This is a genomic window from Acinetobacter ursingii DSM 16037 = CIP 107286, assembly GCF_000368825.1.
GTDB lineage: Bacteria > Pseudomonadota > Gammaproteobacteria > Pseudomonadales > Moraxellaceae > Acinetobacter > Acinetobacter ursingii.
In genome coordinates this window covers 52,460-71,265 of the sequence record NZ_KB849718.1, presented here as the reverse complement: position 1 = coordinate 71,265, position 18,806 = coordinate 52,460, and the positions used below count along the sequence as shown (strand labels likewise).

Sequence of the window (18,806 nt, the reverse complement as noted above, 5' to 3'; positions counted from 1 at the left end):
ATGAAACGATTTTCGAGCGCTGTCTGCGGGATGGGTTCAATGTATTTGGCTCTGGACCAACCCCTATTCTCTTGCGGCCCGAAAAGGAGACCGAACCTGCCCCTGACACCCGTTCGCTAGGCAACGACAGCCATGATTAAGAAAGGCCAACCCATGAAGCCACCGGTAAAGACGAGCTTTCGCGGCAGGGACGTCGCCTACCTGGTAATTTCCATTGTTTTAGTGGGCGTAGGTTACGCAGCCTACCGCGGCTTATACTTTGTTGGTGAAAACGTTCCTTTTGCCCAAGAGATGATCCTAGTGTTCCTGGGTGCAGCTACCACTATCTATCTGACAGCTGTGCTCCTCAATCGCCAGACTGAGCTTGAGTTAAGAAAAGAAGGGCAAGTTCTTCTTTTTCAACAAAAGCATGACACATATATGCGCGTCATCGAAAAGGTTGCTGAAATCGTGGAGCGTGAACGTCATGATTCTGCGCTCATTGATGAACTCAGGGTCATCAGCCACAGGCTTGCCGTTGTCGGCAGCGCGCCAGTTGTCGAAGCGTTCCGACGCGTTCTTGATCTGCTTGTTGATGGACTTGAGGATGGCCAGTTGAACGGCAATGACGCAGAACAGGTGATGCATGCCGTAGCTGAAGTCACGATTGCGATGCGTTCGGACATCAGCAGCGACAACGACCCTGAAGCGCTTCGGTCGGCTGCAGAAACGATCATGGCGAACTCACGCAAGATCGAGCGGCTGGACGACATCGAGCACTCAAAGTCCAAGCCAGACGCAAATGCAGCCAACAATAAACAGAAGAAAGGAGATTCGAAAGATGATGCAAGGACATAACCGCCCGCCATTCGCACCAACAATTCCCGGAACCAACCTTCGTTCTCATGATGTGCCAACCGCCATCATTTACCGACCCGCGCGCGCGGCCGCCACGTCCGCGCCACGATCCCGACACTGGGTTCTGGAGTTCGAACCGTCACGCCCGCAGAACCTTGAGCCCTTGATGGGATGGACGACGTCTCAGGATCCTTACCGGCCTATCAGGATGACATTTCCAGATCGCGACAGCGCTGTCGACTATGCCCTCAAGAACGATTGGCGCTATATCGTGCGTGAAGATCGTCCGCGGCGCATCGGACCAAACCCTTGGGCGGGCACAAGCAGTCATCAGCTTTATCGCGGGGTCGATACTTCCAAGGAAGGGTGGGTTCAGATGGGGCAACCGACGATGTCGGAGCATCACCTCCCAAAAGGATACGGCGCATCCGAAAACACGGGAACGCCGCAGAAATCGGAGGCTGAGTTTCTCGATCCAGTTCTGGAGGCTGCCATCGAGTCCTTTCCAGCCTCTGATCCGCCGGCGTGGATTGGAACGACAGTATCCGGGCGAAGGGGCTGAAGTCGATGCATGGAACCGCCGAATTCCTGATTGCGGGTGCGACCCTGATTTCGGGCGCATTCATTGCCGTTGCCATATGCTCCCGTTTAGGTGTTCCTTCGATCGTTGGGTTTTTGCTTGCAGGCATGGCTTTGGGCCCGCACGGTCTCGAGCTTATTGATGGTGAAGCAACCCTTGGCGCTATCGGTGAATTGGGCGTGATCTTGTTGCTGTTCATGCTGGGGCTGGAATTCTCGCTTGGCAAGCTGATGGAGCTGCGGCGGCTGATCTTCGGTGTCGGTCTTTTGCAGGTCGCCACAACATCCGGTCGAGTATAGGAAGAATAAACACCTATATGAGAGTAATAAAGTTTCATCCTTTGTTGTGCATAAGTATTTGTTTTTATTGGTTCCAAAATTATATTGTATTTATTAAAGTATCATACTATAGGCAGGGCTAGTCTAAATTTAATTCTATCAAAATAAAAAAAGTTTCATACCAAAATTACAAAATACTGAAAATAATGAATATATTTTCTTTATTTTGAAAATTCGTATGAAACTTTATTACTAAGTATGATTATTTATTACCTAGTATTTAACTTTATTACTCAAAAACAGCTTGACTGCTTCGCTGTGCAGATCCATGACCCACTTTCCATCAAACTCCCGGTTGTAGTTCCACAAGCATCTCGCGAGTCTTGCCGGCCCGCTCCACTAACAAGACCACAACATCTCCAACGTTCTTGTCGTCTAGCCGGGCCTGTAATGTGGTGACGTCGTCGACGGCGATACCGTCGATGCTGATAACGCGATCGCCGGGCACGATGCCGCCTGCGGTGACCTTGATGCCGACGAGCCCGGCCCTGTGCGCCACCGAGCCCGGCGTCACGCGCAATACGAATACGCCCTTACTACCGGTCAGCGCCTGCAGACGCGCGTTGAGCTGCTCATCCACCTCGATGCCCAGCGCCGGACGGATGTACTTGCCGGTCTTTATGAGTTGCGGCACCACGCGCATGACGGTATCCACCGGCACAGCGAAACCGATGCCAGCGGACGCGCCCGAAGGGCTGTAGATGGCGGTGTTGATGCCGATCAGCCGCCCGGCCGAATCGAGCAGCGGGCCGCCGGAGTTGCCGGGGTTGATAGCGGCGTCGGTCTGGATCAGGTGATCGATGGCAGGCCCGCCCCCTTCGCCGTCGAGGGTGCGGTCGAGCGCCGAGACGATGCCGGTGGTGAGCGTCCAGTCCAATCCGAAGGGATTGCCGATAGCGAACACTTTCTGCCCGACCTTGAGGTCGGCACTGGTGCCCACCGGCACAGCGGGCGGGCGCTTGAAGCCGACGCCGATCTTGAGCACGGCGATGTCGTGCTCGGGGCTGGCGCCCACCAGCGCAGCCTGATAATCGCGACCGTCGGCCAGTTTGACCGTGGCAGACGATGCCCCCTGGATGACGTGGAAGTTGGTCACCACGTGGCCGGCATCGTCCCAGATGAAGCCGGAGCCGGTGCCGCGCGGCACGGAAAAGACATTGCGCGACCAGACGTCACGCACCAGTTGCGCCGTGGTGATGTAAACCACCGACCCGCGCGATTTCTCGAACAGTTGGATGGTGGTCTGCTCGTCTGCCGCCAGATCACCACGCGGTGTCACCGTGCGCTCGGCCGCTTCGCGCGGACTGAACCAGGCTTCGATGGCAGGCAAGAACTGCCACAGCAGCATGAGTGCGGCGATGCAGCCAGTGATGACGAGCCAGCGCCGGATGAATCGGTCCGGCGCCGGGCGGCTGTTGAGGTCGGGGTAGGTCATGCCATTCTCCTTGTTGAAATCAGCACCAGACACCGCTGGCGCGCCAACGCGGTGGGCGTGGCGCCAAGGGGATGTCCGGCAGAAATGGGCTGGAATGAAGCGGTTGCGGTGCCATCGAATCAGCCAATTCCCGCAAGCGTTGGATGCGCTCTGTCGTCGCCGGATGCGTGCGCAACCAGGAGGGTTCCGGATTGCCCCATCCGGGCAGCAGCCAGGCGCGACTCTCCCGCTCGATCTTGGCGAGCGCCAAAGCCAATCCCTGTGGGTCGCCGGTCAATTCGGCGGTGAGCCGGTCGGCGTCGAATTCGTGCACCCGCGACAAACCCAGCAGCGCGAGCTGCGGCGAAACGGCCAGCAACAGCAGCGCCGGCCACTGGATAGCGACTGTGCCCCACAGCAAGGCCGGCAGGCTGAAGAGGAGCATGATTTGCCCCAACAAGGCCAGAAGATGGGTGAGCCGGCTGATGGAATCGGCCAGGCCCATGACACGCAAATCCTCGTTCGCAATATGCGCGATTTCGTGGCCGAGCACGCCGGTCAACTCGCGGGGCTCGCCCGTGAACAAGGGCTGCTGGCAGCGGCCGCAGTTGGGATGTTCCGATAGCTTCGCAGTCGGTACGCGGTTGATGGACTGGCAATGCGGACAGACGAGGTGAAGATCATTCTTCATGGTTCGCCTCCTTGGACCACAGTGAGGCTGCCGCGCTTCGGGTCACAGACAATGCCGACCAATCAACGCCTTGGAGCCAATCGTTCCCGTCTTTGCTTACTCCGGCCTCTTCCAAATGAGCAGCGATGAACGCTTCGGCCTGCATGAGCCACCTTTGGACAGTATCTTCCTTACTAGGAATCAGCAGGATTTCAGAGACGCTGCTGGCATCCAGCCCGTCCACACGGATAAGCAGAAAAATGCGCCGCCACAAACGCGGCATGTCCTTCAGCAGGTCGAATGCAAAAGCGAACTCGCTCGACCGATCAACTAGCTCCTCCTGTTCCGCGATCGTTGCGGCATCGGGATGCTGACTGTCAGCGATGATATCGGCCAGCCTGAGTGTGTCATCGGGCTGATAAAATTCGAAGACTTCCTCTTCCACCATGGCCTCGGCCACGTCTTGGGCATCCGCTTCGACCGGCGCGTCCAGAGAAACGAATTCGCCAAATTGCCGGCTGTTTGCCACTTCGTGATCCAGGACGGCGAACAGATGCTTCAGAAGACCGAAGTAAGCCGCTTTTTCTTCCGGCACGGATTGCCATTCCACCTCAGCTTGGACAATCGCTTCATCCACCACGTCGCGCAGCGTCGGATAATCGCGCGGTAAATCGCCGACGGCACGCAGATAAGCCAGCTCACGCCTTGCGACAGCCTCAAGTTTCGACAGTAGAGGCATTCGGGTCACTTTGGCCTCATGGGCGGCTGACGCGGGTTTTGCGGCAATTCGCACCTTGAGCTCGCGCAAGCGAGCGCGTCGTGCTTTGCGCTTGATTTGGTCCTGAGCATGCAGCCGGTCAAAATGCTTCTTGGCCTGACGGAACAACGACTGTGCGAGCATCTGCGCGAGGGGCGTCAGCTCGTCATGTGATGCAGTAACGCTGACAATCTTTTTGCCGGGCAGGTGCATATAGCCACTTGCCAGAAATTGCCGCTTGGTCTTGTCGCGATCAAGGACGATTTGAAGTCGCACTGAATCTTTAGTGTGTTTGTCGAGCAATGGCTTGAGGGCGTGCTCGACCGCATTTCCCAAAGCTCTCTGCCATGGTTCATGAAACTCTTTGTCGATAGCTCGATAGCTATATTGCATCTGCATGCATGACTCCTTTGATGTCATTTCTATGGAGGCACGAACCGAAAATGCTCATATCCATAGAATTTAGTTTGACCCGCTCTTATCCCTGGCGCGTTTTGCGAAGACGCCAACTCAAGAACAAAAGCGTGACACCAGAGACTGCCGCATAGAAGCCCAACAGCCAGCCTGCGGCCAGGAATGACTCGACCGGACGGGAAAAAAATATCCACAAGACGATGGCGCCAAGGACAATCGAGAGCAGTCCACTGAAGGCAAGCCAGATTTCACCCTTGATTTCTTGACGCAGCCGAACGGCGGCGGATATCTCCAGCACACCGGTGAAAATCGCCCAGAACCCCACGCTAGCCCATAAAAAAGAAGCCATGACCATCGTGGCGACCCAAGGAGCAACCAGGACGACGACGCCGGTAAGTATGCCGACAATGCCGCTGAACAGCAGCCAGCCCCAGCGTTCTTTTTTCTGGATATGGCGCACCGCTGCAACCAAGTTGAAAGCGCCATTGACCAAGGAAAATGCGCCGAACACTAAGGTCATGGCCAACAGAGCCGATTGCGGCATCGAGAACGCAAGGGCTGCGAAAATCAATGCCAAGACACCGCGCAGCGCAAAAAGCCACCAATTCTGGCTCAGCGAACACAGTGCTCTGGTGGGGTCATCCGCATTGGAATTGGTGATGGTGTCTGTATTCATGCTATATCTCCTAAAGATCTAATGGGGTGAAAAAGCAAACACTCCTGAGCCAAGAGAGGGGCGCGACGCGCCCCTCTTACGCCCTATCCAGCGGTTTCAGAACAACTTGGACAGCTTTGCCTTGATTTCATCGAGCCAGCCTTTTCCGCCGCCTCCCCCAGCCGTCTTTTGCTTGACTATCTTGAGTTCAGCATACAGGGGCTCAAAGTCCTTCTTCTTTCCATAGCCCAGCAGTTCTGCCATTTCCAACTGCTGCCGCGCTTCGTTCAATAATGTCTCCAGGCGCTCATTGGACGCTTCGCTGCGCTGACCATCTTCTACCAAGGTCTCGGCGCGCTTCAGGAGCAGCCTGGCGCGCAGTGCGGGCAGCGGATGCACGCTGCGCGTCTCGACCAGCGTGCTGAGCGCTGCCTGCAGCGCGGCTTTGGCTTCTTCGATCTTGCCCTGATCGATCAGCGGCACGACTGACTTCACGGCTGCGGGATAGGACGCCAGAGGGATGTTGGTGACCGCGATCACGATTTCACTGGCCAGCAAAGCCAGCACGTGACGCGCCTGTTGCACCTCGCCATGTTTGAGGGCATACAGCGCCTCGTCGGTCATCGCCTCAATGGTTTCCGTGTTGGCGAACAAGTCGTGCACGATGGTGCGCACATCAACGGGGGCCAGGGCGAGCGTGGGTTCGCGCGCAACGATCAGCTCCAGCTTTCCCGTCACTTCGGCCAGCGATGCCAATGCGCGTGCAGCGTCCTTGCCGTCAAGTGCGGCCAGCGCTGATTTGGTCAGCGACAAGGCCGAGACGGCCTCATCGAGGACTTGTTTACGTTTGTCTGCCGCCTGCGAGTCCGTTTCCTTCTGAACCTCAGGCTGTACCTCCGTGACGACTTCAGGCTTGGCCTCTGGACTGACAGGAAGGCTGCTTACCGCGGCCTGTTCGTTTATTTCTTTGTTCGTCGCATTGGGATTCGATGTTTGCTCGTTCATGGTGATATGCCTCGTATGAGTTAGTGAAAATAGGCGAATCTATTGGGGCTGACTGCGAACATCGCGAGACTGACCGACCGAACAGTCGGCCCCTTCATCACCTCAAAACAGCTTTTGGAGGCGCGTCTTCAACTCGTCGAACCATCCCTTGCCGCTTTTTCCTCCGGCGGATTTCTGCTCGATAGCCTTCACCTGATCGAAGATGGGCTTGAAGTCCGCCTTCTTGCCATAACCCAGGATCTGCGCCAGCTCGATTTCCGTGCGCACGTAAGCCAGCAGGGCGCTGAGCTCCTCGCTCTGTTTGGCATTGCGCTTGCCGGTCTCGGCCAGCTTTTCCGCTTTTGCCATCGCGGCTTCGGCCCGTAGCACGGGCAGAGGAAAGGCGACCGAGGTCCTCACCAGCGTGTTCAGCGCTCGGGCGAGCACCGCCTTGGCATCGTCAATCTTGCCGCTGTCGATGAGCCGTGCGGCCGACTTGATCGCTGCCGGGTACGTTGCCATCGGCAGGTTGTCGGTTTCGATCACGATTTCGCTGGCCAGATTGGCGACGATGGGCCGGGCCTTTTGCACCTCGCCATCACCCAACAACTCCCGAGACAACTTGACCGCTTTCTTCACCGTTTCCACGTTGGCGTGGATATCGCGGGTGATGACGCGTACATCGACCGGCGCCAAAGCAAGTTTGGCGTCGCGTGCCAATACCAGTTCCAGCTTTCCGCTGGCCAGTTCCAGCGCAGCGAGCGCCTGCTTGTTCTTCTTTGCATCAAGGAGGATCAATGCCTCACGGGTCTTGGCCAGCGCAGTGATTGCATCTTGGGCGAGTTTGGCGCGCTTTTCCGCGGCTTTCCGGGCGACCTTGTCATCTACCTGTGGCAGCGCCGCTTTGGATGCGGCAGAGGGTGCTGCAGCACCTGGGCTAGAACCTGCCGCCGATTGGGCCTGGGCCGGTCCGCTCAGTCCGACGACGACCGCCAGGGCAAGTGCGGAGAAGGTTAATTGGGGCTGTTTGATATTCATGATCTTGGGCTCCTAGTTAAAGTTAGTTGACTGAGATTTCAATCTGTTTCGGTTTGGCTTGCTCGGCCTTGACAAGCCGCACTTCCAGCACGCCGTCTTTCATCGAAGCCGTCACCTTGGTCGGATCAACGTTGTCAGGCAAGACAAAGCTGCGCACAAAGCGGCCATACGCACGTTCGATGCGGTGGAACTTCTTGCCCTGCTCCTCTTTTTCCAGTTTGCGCTCGCCGCTGATGGTGAGCACGCCGTTTTCCGCGCTGACGCGCACGGCATCCTTGGGGACCTCCGGCAGATCCAGCTTGAGGATGAATGCGTTCTCATCCTCGCTGACGTCCACCATTGGTGCCCAGTCCGCCGTGGTCATGGCTTCGTTGCCGGTACGGGCGCCCTGTCGCTGGGGTGTCCGTCCCAACATCGTCGCCAGGCGGTTTTGCAATTCATCCAGTTCCCGGAAGGGGTCCCACGGGGTCAATGCAGTCATATCGGTTCTCCTTGAACAATGCCGGCGAATTGGATGACGCACCGAACAGAGCCGCCAGCTCACTTTGAATAGCGCCTACTACTTTTCGTTTTTTATCTAGAATAAGTCCTTGGGTCAATTGAAGGATGTCGTTCTCGTCGAGCGTTTCCCGCGCCAGCAGTTCGCGCGCACAACGCTCCAGCACCGCGCGGTTGGTGTCGAGGATCCGGTAGGCGCGCTCGAACACGCCCATCACGATGTCGCGGATGGCCTGATCGATGCGCGCCTGGGTCGATTCCGCCATCCGGCAACCACCTTGGGCCAGCTCGGGGACGTCGAGAAAACGCGGCCGCTGCGCCTCAAACGCGATGTAGCCGAGCCCCCCGTCCATGCCAAAGCGGGTGATCATGTCAGCCCGTTGGGGTCGGACACGACAGCCTCCCCATGACTCAAGATTCGCCCCCCGCCGGCTTTTTCTTGCGCGCAGGCTTGCTCGCGTCGCTCGGCGGCGTCTCGGCCGGCTTCGCGGCATCGGGCTTCTCAGGCTCGGCCGGCTTCGCGGGTGGCTCCTGGCGCTCGAAGACCACCCGTTCGGCCTTGTCGTCCCAGCGGACGCTGGCGTGATCGCCCTTGCCAATGCCGCCGCCGAGCATCTCGCGCGCCAGCGCCGTTTCCAGTTCGCTGCGGATCAGGCGCTTGAGTTCACGCGCACCGAACTCGGGCTTGTAGCCTTCCTCCGCGAAGTGGTCGGTCAGGGTCTGGTCGAAGGTCAGCGTCACGCCCTGGCTGGCGGCGTTGCGGGCCACGCGATCGAGCTGCAGGCCGACGATATGGCGGATCTCCTCCTTGCCCAGCGCATGGAAGACGATGATCTCGTCGATGCGGTTGATGAACTCGGGGCGGAAGTGTCCGCGCAGCACGTCCATCACCTCGGACTTGGTCTTCTCGTATTCCTCACCGGCGGCGCTACGGGCCTTCAGCCGACGCTGGATGATGTCCGAGCCCAAGTTCGAGGTGGCGATGATGATGGTATTGGTGAAATCCACCACCCGGCCCTTGCCGTCGGTGAGGCGGCCGTCATCGAACACCTGCAGCAGGATGTTGTAGACGTCGGGGTGTGCCTTCTCGATCTCGTCCAGCAGCACCACACTGTAGGGCTTGCGCCGCACCTTCTCGGTGAGCTGACCGCCTTCGTCGTAACCGACATAGCCCGGAGGCGCGCCCACCAGGCGTGCCACGGTATGGCGTTCCCCGTACTCGGACATGTCGATGCGCAGCAGCGCACCTTCATCGCCATAGATGGACTCGGCCAGCGCCTTGGCGAGCTCGGTCTTGCCCACGCCGGTCGGCCCGAGGAACAGAAAAGTCGCCACCGGCTTGCCGCCTTCGCGCAGGCCCGCGCGCGACAACCGCACGGCATCGGCCACCGCGCGCACTGCTTCATCCTGACCCACCAGGCGCTCATGCAGCCGCTGCTCCAGATGCAGCAGCTTCTCGCGCTCTTCCACCGTCAGCTCGTTGACCGGAATGCCGGTCAGGCGCGAGACGATCTGCGCGACATGCTCGGCCTTGACTTCGGCGCTGCCCGAGGCGCGCTCGCGTTCCCATTCCTCGACGAGCTGCTTGAGTTCAGTCTCCTTGGCCTCGATGCGCTTGCCCAGCTCGGCGGCCTTGTCGTACTGCTTGCGCGAGGCCATATAGTCCTGCTCACGCCGCAGCTGGTGCAGTTCGGACTCCAGCTCTTGCACCGCCACCGGGCGGGCCGTGGCTGACAGCTTCACGCGTGCGGCCGCCTGGTCGAGCAGGTCGATGGCCTTGTCAGGCAAAAAGCGTGCGGTGATGTAGCGGTCCGACAACTCGGCGGCGGCGATGATCGCATCCTCGGTGATGCTGACCTTGTGGTGCGCCTCGAAGGTGTCGCGCAGGCCGCGCAGGATCATCATGGTCTGCGCTACCGTCGGCTCGGGCACCATCACCGGCTGGAAGCGACGCTCCAGCGCGGCGTCCTTCTCGATGTACTTCTGATACTCGTTGAGCGTGGTGGCGCCGATCAGGTTCAGTTCGCCGCGCGCCATCATCGGCTTGAACACGTTGGCCACGTCCAGCCCGCCTTCGCCGCCATCCTGGCCGGCACCGACGATGGTGTGCACCTCGTCGATGAAGAGAATCATCTCGCCCTGGTGCTCGGTCACTTCCTTGAGCACTTTCTGCACGCGCTCCTCGAACTCGCCGCGATACTTGGCGCCGGCCACCATGGCGTTGATGTTGAGTTCGACCAGACGCTTGTCGCGCAGCGTCTCGGGCACTTCACCGGCGACCATGCGCTGCGCCAGTCCTTCGACGATGGCGGTCTTGCCGACGCCGGGCTCACCAATCAACACCGGGTTGTTTTTCTTGCGCCGGGCCAGCACCTCGATGGTGGTCTCGATCTCCTGCGCACGGCCGATCACCGGGTCGAGCTTGCCGTCACGCGCCATCTTGGTCAGGTCACGTGAGTACTTGTCGAGTTCCGGCGTGTTGGTCGGCGTCTCGGCGCGGCCATCCTCTGCGCCCTTGCCGACCACCTTGCTGACCTGTTGGCGCAGCGCCTGCGGCGTCAGGCCGTAGCGGCGCAGCAGGTTAGCGGCCAGCCCTTCGCCTTCCTCGGCCAGACCGATCAGGAAATGCTCCGGCCCGACATAAGAGTGGCCGAGTTCATTGGAGGCCACGAAAGCACGGCTGAGCGCGTCCTTGACCCGGGGCGACACGCCGATCTCGCCCTCGAACGGCTTCTCGCCGCGCTTGGCTTCGGATTCGATCTGTTGCTTGAGGTCATCGACCTTGATCTTGAACTGCCCCAGGATGGTCTTCACCACATCGCTGTCGGATAGCGCCAGCAGCAGGTGTTCGGTATCGACTTCGGCGCGCCCGAACTCTGCAGCGTGTCGGGCGGCCTCCTGCAATAGGGCCTCGGACTGTTCGCTGATACGGCTGGCGAGCCCACTGCCGCGACGGCGCGGCGCACCTGAACCTGCGGCGGCGGGCTCGCCGAACGAGGCATCGACCACGTCATCGGTATCGGCGGCCATCGGCGTCGCGGCGTCGCCGATGCGGAAGAAGTCACTGTCGAGGAAGTCCTCGAACAGGCCGCTGCGCGAGCCGAACAAGGCTTCCAGCGGCGAGACGGTGCGCTTTTGCTGGCGCACCAGTTGACGGTAATGGTCGTCACACAACAGCATGGTGCTGTGACGACCGTTGAGATTGGCTTCCACCCGCACGGTGGCGGGTTGGCTGCAGACCTGGCATTGTTTTCTGTCCATGATGATGCTCCTGTAAAGATTGATCTGACGAGGCACCGACGATCACGGTGCCTCATCTCTTTTTGTTTTTTGAGAAAAACGCGCTGCCCCGCGTCAGCCGTTGATCGGGATCGAGCGTGAAAATCACCTGTAGGTGCGCTTTCATTTCGCCCTCTCCAATCGCGTCGCTTTGCGGTTCCGGCCAAGGAAATCCTTGCAAGACTTTGTAAGACTTTGCGTTTACCAGGAAAAAATATCAAGAGTCAATGTACAGCGGCTTTGTTACACAAAGATTTGAAATGCAAAGCGCCCCTAATTGAGCCAAATTTAAGGCGTAACTTGGGTAAGGAGGTACGCCTATATGAAATCGCAAAGCCACTTATTTCCGATTATTTTAATGGCTCGATTACTTCGTCTATCCGTTTCTCGCTTTTATGATTGGCTAAAGCGAGGCATGAGTAAAAGATCAATTCAGCGAAATCAGCAGACAATTTTGGTCAAAATAGCCCATGAAGAAACCAAACAAAGCTATGGCTATGTTCGATTAACCAAGCATTTACAAGCGCAAGGTATCAAAATAAGTACGTATGCTGTGCGCCAAATAAAAAAATCAAATCAGTTGCATTGTAAGCGCCATAAGCGTTTCAAAAGAACCACGAACAGTGATCACAACCGTTCTATTGATGACAATTTACTCAAGCAACAGTTTTCAATGACGAAGCCTAATCTTGCGTGGTCGAGTGACATTACCTACATTTGGACGGCTGAGGGCTGGTTGTACTTGGCAGCTGTCAAAGATCTTTACACGAAACAGGTTGTTGGCTATAGCTTAAATGAGCGCATGACAGCCAAGCTTGTTTGTAATGCGCTAAATATGGCTATTCACAATCAAAAACCAACCAAAGAACTGATTATGCATTCAGACAGAGGAAGTCAATATTGCAGCCATGAATATCGAAATATACTTGAGCAATATGGTTTTCAAGGTTCAATGAGCAAGCGCGGAGACTGCTTTGATAATGCACCGATAGAGAGTTTCTGGGGCATACTCAAAAATGAACTAGTCCATCATCGCAACTACAAAACAAGAGAAGAAGCCAAAGCGGATATTACAAAATATATAGAGTTATTTTATAATCAACGAAGAATTCAAAAAGGCTTGGATTTTAAGACACCAAATCAAATGGCAGAAGACTTTTATCGGTTAGCTGCCTAGAATCTCCCAAGGGAAAGTCTCCTGATAATTCAGCACACATCAGATATTATAAAATACATTGAGTTATTTTATAATCATCGAAGAATTCAAAAGGGTTTGGGTTTTAAGACACCAAATCAAATGGTCGAAGACTTTTATAAGTTAGCTGCCTAGAATCTCCCAAGGGAAAGTCTCCTGATAATTCAGCGTATATCATAAGCCTATGATGATAATGTTGAGGATATATGCAGAGGTGCAACATTTAATTGTTGAATGAGATGATCAGCAATAAACTCAGCATCTTTAGCAACATCCATAAAACGTCCTGAACCCCATGTGTTTAACCAAGGTAAACCAATAAAGCTTACTTCAGGGTCAACGGTAATACCGCGATCATGTTTTGGATATCCATTTGTCTGGAATATGTCTAAATCAATCCAAGAATAGTCTGGTCTAAATCCGATACACCAAATGATCGAAGTGATGTTCTCTTCAACTAAATCAATATGGGTAATTTCCTGTTCTGGCTGCCAAAGTGGCTGATATACAGATGCTGGCTCTTCAGTAACAATATTATTTTTCTCTATATAGTCATCAATAGAGGCATTAATACGATTGTAAGTTGCATCTGCCATGTCTAGGTTCTGGATTAAATCTGGACGGAAGACAAACTGACCTTCCTTATAGTCCTCAAATCTTCCAAGCAATCTCATACCTTCTAATGCAAATTTACGTAGATCAATATCACGACCACCATCTCGCCCAGTCACATAATGATTAGTGCTGTTACGAACCTCTTCACTATATCGGTGATCTTTGACAGTTGTTTCGTAATAACCCATTTCATAAAGCCACTTCACTACGTCTTTACCACGATAAAAACGCGCACAACGTGGTGCATCTCCTGTAGATAAATAAACTTTTTTGCCAGCAAGATGTAAATCTTCAGCAATTTGCGCACCTGACTGCCCAGAGCCAACCACCAAAACATTGCCCGCAGGTAATTGCTCAGCATTAAAGTATTGTTCAGAATGAATTACCGTGACATTTTCAGGTAAAGCAGATGAAAGCTTTGGATAAATTGGCGTGTGATACCCTCCTGCAGCAACCACTAACTGCTTCGCAGTTGTCGTCCCCAGATCTGTCTCAATCACAAAAGACTGGTCTGCAACTTTTTCAACATGCTGAACTGCAACACCTAAAATTGCAGGTGGATTGAGCTTTTCAATAAACTGATCCAAATATTCAACAATCTCATTTTTTTTCATAAATCCATCAGGGTCATTACCGTTATATGGATGCTCTGGAAGCAAACATTGCCAATTGGGGGTAACCAAAGTGAAATTATCCCACCGTTTACTACGCCAGCTATGGGTCAACTCTGATTCTTTTTCTAGAATCACATGATCAATCCCTGCTTTTTGTAAATAATGACTGATACATAACCCTGCCTGGCCACCACCAACAATCACGACGTCATAATTTGGTTGTAAATCTTGAATTTGCATATTAAACATCATGTTCCCCTTATTCATTGTGCATTTCAGTAATTTCAATTTGGTCTTCGTCTTTTAAGGCGAATAAGTTAGCTTGGCGTTTAATCGTGGATAGACTGTCCATGGCTGAACTACATGCAAAGCCATAACGTACTCGTACTCGTTCTGATGCAGCTGATAACCCATCTTCAGCCAACTTTAAAAACTGTATTGCTGGATATGAATGTCCTTTAGCTAGATATTCATAAATCACCGTGGATGGAGAGTAATATTGAATCTGCTCGCCATTCGGCCATTTCACGGTAAAATTCACGCTAGGCATATGCTGCCTCCTTCTCTATCGGCTCAGTCGGATCCGACTGAGCCTTTAACTTTTTTAAAATTTCGGCATAGTTAAAACCAGTAAATATTTGCTGTTGAAAATCCCAGAATTGAGCACTTTGCTTCTGATCATGCACATGAACTTTTCCACTGGCATTAGTTTCACCAATCACTGCACAGCAAATACCCTGACTGTCAAATAACTCAATGATCTCTTCGCATTCGCCTTCATCAGCTGTCAGCAAAAAGCCATAACTTGGAAATATTTGTAGCCACGTCTGCCAGTCCACATTTTGTGGTCTTGGAATTTTTTGAAGGTCAATGTCTGCGCCACTTTGCGTTGCCTCAAGTAGCATGAGCAAACTGCCTAAAATACCTGCATTACTAATATCTCGTGCGGCATATACCACTCCTTGTTGTGCAAGTTGCGGCATTACTGAGAGCTGTGCTTGTAAAATACGTCCAGATACTCGTTCAAAGCATTTCCAATACACAGTGTTGGGATGAAATTGACCTTGTAGATTTAAAGCAATCAAAATCTTTTGCTGTGGTTTAACATGCAAAACCGACAATAATTTCTGTGCTGTTCCTTGAATGGCAACGGATAAAGCAGGCTGATAACTTTCAGCGATATTGCTATGCCCACCAATCAATGCAACATCATAAGCAGTACAAGCATCTTGCATGCCTTGCATTAATAATTGAGCATGCTCAACATTTGTATGCCAAAAGCTATTCACAACTGACAATGCACGACCACCCATTGCTGCAATGTCACTGATATTTGCCATGACTGCAGACCAACCCGCAAAATAAGGATGATTAGCAACAAAACTAGGTAACATCCCTTCACACGCATGTAAAATATATTGTCCTTGGACGGCAATAGCGGCAGTATCATCTCCAGGATAAGCGTATAAAGCTTGCAGAGAGTTCACTTTATCCAGATTCGGGATCTTTACACTTTTAGCAATCACCTGTTTTGATTGCATCGCTGGGGTATGTCTTAAATATTCAAGAAGTTGATTGAGTGACATCATCATTCCACCTCTTTTTGCATATAAGCCTGCATGACCACATGCTGTAGCGGATAATGTTCAATTTGAGCTTGCATCATCATATGTGGAATTTCAGCAACCATTAATTCACGGACACTGTCCCAACATAATTTCTGAAAATAACGCTCATTTTGTTGCTGTACAGTCGCTAAGAATGTTTTACATCCTAGATTTTTTGCCGTCGTCACTGCTGCATTAATCAACGCTTTACCAATAGCATGATGATGGCGGTATAATGGCTCTACACATAAACGCCCACCCCACCATGTATTTGTTTCATCTGGGAAGATACGCACAGCACCTATGACACGATCATGCTCACCAAACATTTGTCCGATCGCAACAATACCTAGAGCTTTAAAGTCATATTCATCACGGTCTTCTTTTAGGATTTTTTGTTCATCACGAAAAGTTGCCTCTCGCAGGCGATAATATTGACGTCGTTCCCAGTCTTCAGTGACCACCTTGATAACAATGTCATCTGTGACAAACTGTTTTAGGCCTTCATTTAATTCTAATAACCATGGATAACCAGAAAGTTGCATACTGTTTCTCCTACTCATAAGCTTTCAGTGAAGAACATGCTCCACATTTGGCACAACCCGCTTTAGTGTTTTCTGAATGCAATCCATTTTGACGAAGTTGCTCACCAATTTTTGGATAGAGTGCCTGCATAAAGGCTTGCTCTGGTTTTGAATGATGTTCAAGTGCCGTTCCTTGAATTGGTACAAATGGCACCACAAACGGATAAACGCCCATCTCTGTCAATTTGGCAGTCATTTCGATAATTTCATTTTCGGTATCACCCAATCCAGCCAAGATATAGGTGCTCACTTGCCCCCGACCAAATACCTCTACAGCTGCCTTAAATGCTGCAAAGTAAGTATCAAGAGAAACCTCTGCTTTACCCGGCATAATTTTATGACGTACCCGATCACTTACCGCTTCAAGATGCATACCAATTGACACCGCACCTGCATCTTTTAACTTTTGAAACCATGCAAAATCATCGGGTGGCTCACATTGCACCTGTATAGGCAAATTCACTTCAGCCAGAATAGCTTTCACACTGTCATATAAAATCTCTGCTCCACGATCTGGAGTGTTGGGTGTGCCAGTGGTAATGACCATTTGCTGTACACCATCAAGTTCCACAGCTGCTTTTGCAACTTCTGCGAGCTGTTCAGGACGTTTCCGAATTAAAGTACGACCACTTTTTAAAGATTGGTCAATCGAACAAAATTGACAAGCCGTAGCTTTATCATTCATACGAATGCAATGTTGTAATACTGTTGTTGCCAAGACATCGTGGCTATGCAAAGTTGCAATTTGCTCATATGGAATACCTTCGTCTGTAGTTAAGTCATAAAACTTTGGACGAGATGGGGCTGTTAATGTTGCTACAGGAATCCGGTTTTTAAATACGATCACTTGGTCAGAATCTGGATCAGCTTTGGCACTGTATGGAGACTCTTGTGCAGCTAGATTCAACACTGGAATCATCATCGTCTGCCCATCTAGGCTGAGTGCCTTATGATCACTTGGCCCTGCACCGCCTTTACGAGATAGACCAAATTCACCATCCCATTTCAGACCGTTACATTGCAAATCAGTCAAAAGTTGTATTGCAGACATACTCACCCCTCTCTATAGAATTGGTTTAATAAGGCTTAAACCTGCTCTTCCGTAAATCTGGAAATCTTTTCAAGATTTGTTAAATCTGAAGATTCGACTTTAAGTTCATGTAGTACCTGTGTCGGACGACGATCAATCAATAAACTTAATAATTCTGGACGGCTATAATGACCAACCGAATCCATCATGCGTTTACGTTTATCAATTAATGAAAAGTCTAAGTCAGCGATACAATAACCTTCACCCTGAGTAACAGGTTCGGCTAGAAATTTCCCTTCAGGCGATACAATAGCAGTGAAGCATCCACCTGAAATTGGACCAATTTCACAACCAGTGTCGTGCATAATTTGTTGTTGTTGCTCTGGATCAAGCCATGCTGTGGCATTCACCACAAAACAACCCGACTCTAAAGCGTGGTGCTGAATGGTGGCACTGATCTGATCAGCGAACACCTGTCCGACTAATGAACCAGGGAACATGGCAGCATGAATCTGTTCTCCATCTGCCATTAAGGCAAAACGTGCCAAAGGGTTATAATGCTCCCAGCATGCCAGTGACCCAATACGCCCGACAGCAGAATCAATCGCACGCAACCCACTGCCATCGCCTTGTCCCCACACCATACGTTCATGATAAGTTGGGGTAATTTTTCGACGATGCTGAATGATTGAACCATCAGCATCAAATAACAGCTGTGCGTTGTAGATTGTTCCACCCGCGCGCTCATTAATCCCAATAGAAACCACCATTTTTGCTTCAGCACATGCTTGACCAATCGCAAAGGTTGCTTCAGAAGGGACAACCACAGATTCATTGAGAAGCTTTAAATGTTCCTTACCCATTGCAAACGGTGGTTGTACAAAAGAAAAGTAAGGGTAATAAGGCACTACCGTTTCAGGAAAAACAGCAAACTGTACGCCTTGTTTACCTAGCTCCAAAATCGTATTACAGATTTTTTGTACAGTTTCCTTTTGGCTATAAAGCACTGGACTACACTGTACTGCTGCTGCTTTTACAATCTGATTCATGTCTTATTCCCCTTTCTTAAATCTTTAAACAGTCCAAGTATCAATGATCAGTGCATTGTCACGACGCATCAGTAATTTCAAGTCCATTACATCTAAAGGATTGATTGGACGAATCCCTGGCATTAATGCTTTTTCGGTTTGACCATATAGCGCTTGTAATGCGAATCGGCAGGCATAAACTTCACCACCTTCTTCCATAAAGGCTTTAAGCTGATTATTGACCGCCAAATGTCCAGGAAAAGCTTCAGCACCTAAAGTTGGGAAACCACGTTGTACCCCCAACTGAACACCTGGACCGTAGAGCAAAATTTTGGTTTCAAAACCTTTGCGTAATAATCGTTTTGCTTGTAAGACATTGACCAAGCCAATAGAACCTTCAAAGGCAACGGTGTGGAAAGTCACCAATGCTTTTTCACCCGGCTGAGCTTTTACATCCTCAAATACTTTTTCTTCATAATCGACAAGAAAATCACCATCTTTGTATTGTTCAATATCTACTTTAGGCATAGCCGTTCCTCATATCTACGGTTTCGATTCAACCAACTGTTTTGGTCTATCCGTGTTATTGCGAGAGCTGTGCCAAGATCTATTTTCTGGTAGGAATTAATTTTTATATCATTGAAATATAATAATTAATATTTTCAAAAC

General features: G+C 52.0%; 19 protein-coding genes and 1 pseudogene. 4 read left to right on the top strand and 16 right to left on the bottom strand.

All coding sequences use genetic code 11. From position 1 onward, the window contains the following. The first annotated feature begins 153 nt into the window (after positions 1 to 153). From F944_RS14840 to F944_RS14830, 3 genes are read left to right on the top strand one after another with little or no spacing between them, the layout of a single operon-like run. Positions 154 to 837 carry a hypothetical protein gene (locus tag F944_RS14840; RefSeq protein WP_004992245.1) on the top strand — a complete coding sequence of 228 codons (684 nt, stop codon included), beginning with the start codon at positions 154 to 156 and terminating at the stop codon, positions 835 to 837. Then, positions 821 to 1,399 (top strand): NADH dehydrogenase ubiquinone Fe-S protein 4, encoded by a 579-nt coding sequence (locus tag F944_RS14835; protein ID WP_004637113.1) that lies wholly within the window; start codon positions 821 to 823, stop codon positions 1,397 to 1,399. The genes F944_RS14840 and F944_RS14835 overlap by 17 nt, the downstream gene beginning before the upstream one ends. 5 nt (positions 1,400 to 1,404) lie before the next feature. Beyond that, complete coding sequence (locus F944_RS14830) at positions 1,405 to 1,716, top strand: cation:proton antiporter domain-containing protein (protein ID WP_004637114.1); 312 nt, start codon at positions 1,405 to 1,407, stop codon at positions 1,714 to 1,716. A gap of 322 nt (positions 1,717 to 2,038) precedes the next feature. Here F944_RS14830 and F944_RS14825 read toward each other — a convergent pair whose 3' ends face one another. The 9 genes from F944_RS14825 to clpK all read right to left on the bottom strand — a co-directional run bounded on the left by F944_RS14825 (position 2,039) and on the right by clpK (position 11,446). Next, entirely contained in the window at positions 2,039 to 3,190 is a 1,152-nt protein-coding gene (locus tag F944_RS14825; RefSeq protein ID WP_004637115.1) for a S1C family serine protease, read from the bottom strand. A gap of 19 nt (positions 3,191 to 3,209) precedes the next feature. Next, the gene (locus F944_RS16870) at positions 3,210 to 3,860 is read right to left on the bottom strand and encodes a M48 family metalloprotease (RefSeq protein ID WP_004992243.1); all 651 of its coding nucleotides are present in this window, start codon (positions 3,858 to 3,860) and stop codon (positions 3,210 to 3,212) included. Further along, positions 3,850 to 4,995 carry a hypothetical protein gene (locus F944_RS14815; protein WP_004992239.1) on the bottom strand — a complete coding sequence of 382 codons (1,146 nt, stop codon included), beginning with the start codon at positions 4,993 to 4,995 and terminating at the stop codon, positions 3,850 to 3,852. Before F944_RS14815 ends, F944_RS16870 begins: the two co-directional genes overlap by 11 nt. A gap of 79 nt (positions 4,996 to 5,074) precedes the next feature. Beyond that, a complete protein-coding gene (hdeD-GI, locus tag F944_RS14810; protein ID WP_004992236.1) occupies positions 5,075 to 5,686 on the bottom strand; it encodes a heat resistance membrane protein HdeD-GI in 612 nt (203 codons plus the stop codon). 96 nt (positions 5,687 to 5,782) lie between these two features. Continuing rightward, positions 5,783 to 6,670, bottom strand: coding sequence for a heat resistance protein YfdX2 (gene yfdX2 / locus F944_RS14805; RefSeq protein WP_004992233.1), 888 nt, complete (start codon positions 6,668 to 6,670; stop codon positions 5,783 to 5,785). A gap of 102 nt (positions 6,671 to 6,772) precedes the next feature. Then, positions 6,773 to 7,687, bottom strand: coding sequence for a heat resistance protein YfdX1 (yfdX1, locus tag F944_RS14800; protein WP_004992231.1), 915 nt, complete (start codon positions 7,685 to 7,687; stop codon positions 6,773 to 6,775). Positions 7,688 to 7,709: 22 nt separating this feature from the next. Then, the gene (gene hsp20-GI / locus F944_RS14795) at positions 7,710 to 8,168 is read right to left on the bottom strand and encodes a small heat shock protein sHSP20-GI (protein WP_004838850.1); all 459 of its coding nucleotides are present in this window, start codon (positions 8,166 to 8,168) and stop codon (positions 7,710 to 7,712) included. Continuing rightward, positions 8,125 to 8,556, bottom strand: a complete 432-nt coding sequence (locus F944_RS14790) for a hypothetical protein (RefSeq protein WP_004992228.1) — start codon at positions 8,554 to 8,556, stop codon at positions 8,125 to 8,127. The genes hsp20-GI and F944_RS14790 overlap by 44 nt, the downstream gene beginning before the upstream one ends. Positions 8,557 to 8,596: 40 nt before the next feature. After that, a complete protein-coding gene (gene clpK, locus F944_RS14785) occupies positions 8,597 to 11,446 on the bottom strand; it encodes a heat shock survival AAA family ATPase ClpK (RefSeq protein ID WP_004992225.1) in 2,850 nt (949 codons plus the stop codon). 328 nt (positions 11,447 to 11,774) lie between these two features. Between clpK and F944_RS14780 the strand changes: the two are divergent. Then, positions 11,775 to 12,641: pseudogene (locus tag F944_RS14780) on the top strand (IS3 family transposase); the annotation flags it as partial. 200 nt (positions 12,642 to 12,841) lie between these two features. On the opposite strand, the gene F944_RS14775 reads toward F944_RS14780, so the two are convergent. The 7 genes from F944_RS14775 to F944_RS14745 are packed head-to-tail and all read right to left on the bottom strand — an operon-like array spanning position 12,842 to position 18,665. After that, positions 12,842 to 14,137, bottom strand: coding sequence for an MSMEG_0569 family flavin-dependent oxidoreductase (locus tag F944_RS14775; RefSeq protein WP_010588892.1), 1,296 nt, complete (start codon positions 14,135 to 14,137; stop codon positions 12,842 to 12,844). Positions 14,138 to 14,147: 10 nt separating this feature from the next. Further along, complete coding sequence (locus F944_RS14770; protein WP_002058039.1) at positions 14,148 to 14,438, bottom strand: MSMEG_0570 family nitrogen starvation response protein; 291 nt, start codon at positions 14,436 to 14,438, stop codon at positions 14,148 to 14,150. Next, positions 14,431 to 15,477 carry a sll0787 family AIR synthase-like protein gene (locus F944_RS14765; RefSeq protein WP_004992219.1) on the bottom strand — a complete coding sequence of 349 codons (1,047 nt, stop codon included), beginning with the start codon at positions 15,475 to 15,477 and terminating at the stop codon, positions 14,431 to 14,433. The genes F944_RS14770 and F944_RS14765 overlap by 8 nt, the downstream gene beginning before the upstream one ends. Next, positions 15,477 to 16,040 carry an MSMEG_0567/Sll0786 family nitrogen starvation N-acetyltransferase gene (locus tag F944_RS14760; RefSeq protein ID WP_004992218.1) on the bottom strand — a complete coding sequence of 188 codons (564 nt, stop codon included), beginning with the start codon at positions 16,038 to 16,040 and terminating at the stop codon, positions 15,477 to 15,479. The genes F944_RS14765 and F944_RS14760 overlap by 1 nt, the downstream gene beginning before the upstream one ends. A gap of 10 nt (positions 16,041 to 16,050) precedes the next feature. Next, positions 16,051 to 17,130, bottom strand: a complete 1,080-nt coding sequence (locus tag F944_RS14755; RefSeq protein WP_004992210.1) for an MSMEG_0568 family radical SAM protein — start codon at positions 17,128 to 17,130, stop codon at positions 16,051 to 16,053. A gap of 35 nt (positions 17,131 to 17,165) precedes the next feature. Then, positions 17,166 to 18,158, bottom strand: a complete 993-nt coding sequence (locus tag F944_RS14750) for a Nit6803 family nitrilase (protein WP_004992208.1) — start codon at positions 18,156 to 18,158, stop codon at positions 17,166 to 17,168. 24 nt (positions 18,159 to 18,182) lie between these two features. After that, a complete protein-coding gene (locus tag F944_RS14745; RefSeq protein ID WP_002058090.1) occupies positions 18,183 to 18,665 on the bottom strand; it encodes an MSMEG_0572/Sll0783 family nitrogen starvation response protein in 483 nt (160 codons plus the stop codon). Positions 18,666 to 18,806: the final 141 nt, after the last annotated feature.

What these genes read in the sequence shown, in the direction of transcription:
- F944_RS14815 (WP_004992239.1), bottom strand. Translation starts at nt 4,995, where the DNA reads ATGCAGATGCAATATAGCTATCGAGCTATCGACAAAGAGTTTCATGAA.
- F944_RS14765 (WP_004992219.1), bottom strand. Translation starts at nt 15,477, where the DNA reads ATGATGTCACTCAATCAACTTCTTGAATATTTAAGACATACCCCAGCG.
- clpK (WP_004992225.1), bottom strand. Translation starts at nt 11,446, where the DNA reads ATGGACAGAAAACAATGCCAGGTCTGCAGCCAACCCGCCACCGTGCGG.
- F944_RS14825 (WP_004637115.1), bottom strand. Translation starts at nt 3,190, where the DNA reads ATGACCTACCCCGACCTCAACAGCCGCCCGGCGCCGGACCGATTCATC.
- hsp20-GI (WP_004838850.1), bottom strand. Translation starts at nt 8,168, where the DNA reads ATGACTGCATTGACCCCGTGGGACCCCTTCCGGGAACTGGATGAATTG.
- yfdX2 (WP_004992233.1), bottom strand. Translation starts at nt 6,670, where the DNA reads ATGAACGAGCAAACATCGAATCCCAATGCGACGAACAAAGAAATAAAC.
- F944_RS14755 (WP_004992210.1), bottom strand. Translation starts at nt 17,130, where the DNA reads ATGTCTGCAATACAACTTTTGACTGATTTGCAATGTAACGGTCTGAAA.
- hdeD-GI (WP_004992236.1), bottom strand. Translation starts at nt 5,686, where the DNA reads ATGAATACAGACACCATCACCAATTCCAATGCGGATGACCCCACCAGA.
- F944_RS14830 (WP_004637114.1), top strand. Translation starts at nt 1,405, where the DNA reads ATGCATGGAACCGCCGAATTCCTGATTGCGGGTGCGACCCTGATTTCG.
- F944_RS14835 (WP_004637113.1), top strand. Translation starts at nt 821, where the DNA reads ATGATGCAAGGACATAACCGCCCGCCATTCGCACCAACAATTCCCGGA.
- F944_RS14775 (WP_010588892.1), bottom strand. Translation starts at nt 14,137, where the DNA reads ATGTTTAATATGCAAATTCAAGATTTACAACCAAATTATGACGTCGTG.
- F944_RS14760 (WP_004992218.1), bottom strand. Translation starts at nt 16,040, where the DNA reads ATGCAACTTTCTGGTTATCCATGGTTATTAGAATTAAATGAAGGCCTA.
- F944_RS14790 (WP_004992228.1), bottom strand. Translation starts at nt 8,556, where the DNA reads ATGATCACCCGCTTTGGCATGGACGGGGGGCTCGGCTACATCGCGTTT.
- yfdX1 (WP_004992231.1), bottom strand. Translation starts at nt 7,687, where the DNA reads ATGAATATCAAACAGCCCCAATTAACCTTCTCCGCACTTGCCCTGGCG.
- F944_RS14840 (WP_004992245.1), top strand. Translation starts at nt 154, where the DNA reads ATGAAGCCACCGGTAAAGACGAGCTTTCGCGGCAGGGACGTCGCCTAC.
- F944_RS16870 (WP_004992243.1), bottom strand. Translation starts at nt 3,860, where the DNA reads ATGAAGAATGATCTTCACCTCGTCTGTCCGCATTGCCAGTCCATCAAC.
- F944_RS14770 (WP_002058039.1), bottom strand. Translation starts at nt 14,438, where the DNA reads ATGCCTAGCGTGAATTTTACCGTGAAATGGCCGAATGGCGAGCAGATT.
- F944_RS14745 (WP_002058090.1), bottom strand. Translation starts at nt 18,665, where the DNA reads ATGCCTAAAGTAGATATTGAACAATACAAAGATGGTGATTTTCTTGTC.
- F944_RS14750 (WP_004992208.1), bottom strand. Translation starts at nt 18,158, where the DNA reads ATGAATCAGATTGTAAAAGCAGCAGCAGTACAGTGTAGTCCAGTGCTT.